This window comes from Pseudomonas sp. BAY1663, from assembly GCF_000582595.1.
GTDB lineage: Bacteria > Pseudomonadota > Gammaproteobacteria > Pseudomonadales > Pseudomonadaceae > Stutzerimonas > Stutzerimonas stutzeri_AF.
In genome coordinates, this window is sequence record NZ_AZSV01000158.1 from 1 (window position 1) to 3,991 (window position 3,991).

General features: G+C 65.6%; 4 protein-coding genes and 1 pseudogene. All 5 read left to right on the top strand.

What is annotated here, in order from left to right:
- Window positions 1-281 precede the first annotated feature (281 nt).
- Window positions 282-995, top strand: coding sequence for a DUF47 family protein (locus BAY1663_RS22225; RefSeq protein ID WP_128576447.1), 714 nt, complete (start codon window positions 282-284; stop codon window positions 993-995).
- A gap of 125 nt (window positions 996-1,120) precedes the next feature.
- Entirely contained in the window at window positions 1,121-1,660 is a 540-nt protein-coding gene (locus BAY1663_RS22230) for a histidine phosphatase family protein (protein ID WP_256206954.1), read from the top strand.
- 133 nt (window positions 1,661-1,793) lie between these two features.
- A complete protein-coding gene (locus BAY1663_RS22235) occupies window positions 1,794-1,883 on the top strand; it encodes a potassium-transporting ATPase subunit F (protein ID WP_037045191.1) in 90 nt (29 codons plus the stop codon).
- A gap of 8 nt (window positions 1,884-1,891) precedes the next feature.
- Window positions 1,892-3,592 (top strand): potassium-transporting ATPase subunit KdpA, encoded by a 1,701-nt coding sequence (kdpA, locus tag BAY1663_RS22240; protein WP_037045193.1) that lies wholly within the window; start codon window positions 1,892-1,894, stop codon window positions 3,590-3,592.
- Window positions 3,593-3,603: 11 nt separating this feature from the next.
- Window positions 3,604-3,991: pseudogene (locus tag BAY1663_RS22245) on the top strand (potassium-transporting ATPase subunit B); the annotation flags it as partial.

Sequence of the window (3,991 nt, forward strand, 5' to 3'; positions counted from 1 at the left end):
GCCGCCCAGCGCCAGTTCCAGCAGCCCGCCGAGGCCGCCGCGGCGCAGCCCTTGCCCAGCAGCACCAGCCCGCCGGCCAGTGAGGCGGCCCGCTCCCAGCCGTGGACGTTCTGTGGGGTCGTCTTGTCGAACAATCGGTTCATGGCTGCTTGCCTCGGTAGGGAGTCGTTCACTAAATGACTGCCTCGCCGGGGAAGCGTTCCGCCTGCAGCTGGCTGAGCCGGGGCTTTCGTCCTCCTGTCATGTATCCGTAACTCTGCAGGGCATTCAATCGGCATTACATGAATAACCCCTTGACTCGCAGGGAGAGGTGCCGGATGCCTGCAAAATACCTGTCCGAACTGATCGCCCGTTCGCCATTCGCCCAGTTGCAGCAGCACTTCGCTCAGGTGCACGCCGGCGCGAAGCTGTTGTTGCCTTTCATGAGGGCGGCCGGCGACGGCGACTGGCGCCGTGCCGGGCAACTCGAGCAACAGCTGCAAGAGCTGCGGCAAGAAGCCGACCGGGTTGCCAGGAACCTGTGCCTGCACCTGCCCGGTTCGCTGTTCATGCCGGTGCCCCGTGCGGATCTGCTCGATCTGTTGCGTGTCCAGAGCCACCTGGGGACGCGCCCCGGCGAAATCGCCCGCTTGATATCGCTGCGCCAGATGTCCGTGCCGCTGCTGTTGCAGGATGGGATACGGCTACATCTGGCGCGTGCCGTTGATGCCGTTGCGCAGGCCATGGCGCTTGTGAATGAACTCGACGAGCTGCTGGAAAGCGGTTTTCGTGGCCGCGAGGTGGGAAAAGTCGAGGCCATGCTCGCCGAACTGATCAACATCGACGAGGCGTCGAAGCGGCGCCGGGATGAAGCAGCCGTGGTGCTGATCGGCCTGGAAAACCAGTTGGCGGCAACAGACGTATTCGCGCTTCACCGGTTGATCGAGCTGATTGCCGAACTCTCCGAAGGGGCCCGGCAGGTCGGCTTGCGCCTGGAGCAATTAGTGGAAGCATGAGTGGCAGGCGCGCGTCGGGCGCTCGCCTGTTGCACGGGTGCCGAAATCGGAACGGCGCCATTCACTATTCTTCAGTCAGGCCGGGCCTGCCGCACAGGCCGCCAGAAAGCGAGGCGGAATACGACGTGAAGACGCTATCCGGGCTTCCCATCAAGGTCGGTACACACAAAACGCTGGTTCTGGTCCGTCATGCCAAGACGCGCAAGAGCGACCTGTCGCTGCCGGATCGAGAGCGGGCCCTGAGCGAGCGGGGCAGAAAGCAGCTGATGGTCATGGGCAAACGCCTCGCCCGATCCGGCTGCAAGGTCGACCTGATCGTCACCAGCCCCGCCTTGCGGGCTCTCGCCACCGCCCGGGCACTGGCCAGGATGCTGGGCTATCGCCGCAAGGACCTGGTGATCGACGAGCAGTTGTACGCCTGCCAGGTGAATGACCTGTTGCGAATCGTTCAGCATCTCGACGATGAGCTGCAGAGCGTGCTGCTCGTCGGACACAATCCGCAGCTCAGCGAGCTTGCCCATCGCTTCAGGCACGACATCACCCATTTGCCGACCTGCGCGGTCGCCGTGTTCCGCTTCGACGTCCGTTGCTGGTCGGAGGTCGGCCCGATCGCGCCAACGGCGGTGAGCATCGACTGCCCCCGGAAGAAATCGCAGGTGCTGTGAAAACCCGCTCGATAGGCGCTTAAAAAATACGTTTTCTTTACGCCGCCCTGCCGGCTGCGCAATCGAATCTTTACGCCGACTGCTCCGACACTTCGCCTACACGCATTGACGCGTCATACGGAGCGGATCACCCATGACCATACTCGACGGGCTCGCACTGGGCCTGGCCATCGTCCTTTTCTTCTACCTGTTGGTTGCGCTGTTGCGCGCCGAACGTAGCTAGGGGGTCGCATGCACGCCAACGATTACTGGCTGCTTGCGGCCTTTTTCCTCCTCGTGCTGGCGCCGGCCCCCTGGCTCGGGCGCTACCTGTTCCGGGCCATGGAAGGCCAGCGGACCTGGTTGACGCCCGTGCTGGGGCCGGTCGAGCGGCTGTGTTACCGCGCCGCCGGCATCGATCAGGAACGCGAGCAGAGCTGGAAGAGCTACAGCCTGGCCTTGCTCGGCCTGACCGCGGCCAGTCTGCTGGGGCTGTTCGCGATGCTGATGCTGCAGGGGCAGTTGCCGCTCAACCCGCAGAAGTTGCCGGGTCTCGAATGGCACCTGGCGCTCAACACGGCGGTGAGCTTCGTCACCAACACCAACTGGCAGGCCTACAGCGGTGAAGCCCAGCTCAGCTATTTCAGCCAGATGCTCGGGCTCGGCGTGCAGAACTTCGTCAGCCCGGCGGTCGGCCTGGCGGTGCTCGTGGTGTTCTGCCGCGCGCTGTTGCGCCGCAGCACCAACGTGATCGGCAATTTCTGGGTCGATGTGACCCGCGCCGTGCTCTATGGCCTGTTGCCGTTCAGCCTGGCCCTCGCGTTGCTGCTGGTGTGGCAGGGCGTACCGCAGAGTCTGGCCGACTACACCCAGGCGATCACCCTGCAGGGTGCCGAGCAGAGCATCCCGCTGGGCCCGGCGGCCAGCCAGATCGCGATCAAGCAGCTGGGTACCAACGGCGGCGGCTTCTTCGGCGTCAACTCGGCGCATCCGTTCGAGAATCCGACGGCCTGGAGCAACCTGCTGGAGGTGGTCTCGATCCTGCTGATTCCGGCGGCGCTGGTGTTCATGTTCGGCCACTACGTGCGCGACCTGCGCCAGAGCCGGGCGATTCTCGCCTGCATGCTGTTGCTGTTCGTTCTCGGCCTGGGCACCGCCCTGGTCGCCGAACACCAACCCAACCCGGCTTTCGCCGAGCTGGCGGTGGAGCAGCAGGGGTCGCTCGAAGGCAAGGAAAGCCGCCTTGGCATCGCCGCCTCGGCGTTGTGGGCGGTCACCACGACCGCGGCGTCGAACGGCTCGGTCAACGCCATGCACGACAGTTTCAGCCCGCTCGGGGGCATGGTGGCGCTGTTCAACATGATGCTCGGCGAGATCGTCTTCGGCGGTGTCGGCGCGGGCCTGTACGGCATGCTGCTGTTCGTGCTGGTCACGGTTTTCCTGGCCGGGCTGATGATCGGCCGCACGCCGGAGTACCTCGGCAAGAAGCTCGAGGCACGCGAAGTCCGCCTGCTGGTGGCGACGCTGCTGGTCATGCCGGTGGGCGTGCTGGTGCTGGCGGCGCTGGGGGTCAGCCTGCCGGGAGCGGCCGCGTCGATCGGCAACCCCGGCCCGCATGGCCTGAGCCAGATTCTCTACGCCTACACCTCGGGCACCGGCAACAACGGCTCGGCGTTCGCCGGATTCGGTGCCGGCACCACCTACCACAACCTGATGATCGCGTTCGCCATGCTGCTGGGCCGCTTCGGTTTCATCCTGCCCGTGCTGGCCATCGCCGGCAGCCTGGCGGCCAAGCAGCGCGCGCCGGTCGATGCGAACAGCTTTCCGACCCATGGGCCGCTGTTCGTGAGCCTGTTGACGGTGGTGATCCTGCTGGTCGGCGGGCTGACATTCCTGCCGGCGCTGGCGCTGGGCCCGATCGCCGAACACTTCGTCCTGCTGCAAGGTTTCTGAGGAAGGTCACGATGAACGTCCGTCAAACGGCACTCGACAGTGCCGAGCAACAACCCGCCACTTCGTTCGCCATGCTGTACAGGCCGGCGTTGCGCCAGGCCCTGCTCAAGCTCGACCCGCGGCAGCTCGCGCGCTCGCCGGTGATGCTGGTGGTCGAGCTCACCGCCATCGTCACCACCCTGCTGTGCTTCGTGCCGGATGCCGCGGTGAGCCGTGCGGTGGCGGTGCAGATCGCCCTGTGGCTGTGGTTCACCGTGCTGTTCGCCAACTTTGCCGAAGCGCTTGCCGAGGGACGTGGCAAGGCCCGTGCCGACAGCCTCAAGGCCGGCACGCAAGGCTCGAAGCGCGCCTGCGGAGCGCCGGCGGCGAGTACCGGCAGGTGCCGGCGAGCAGCCTGCG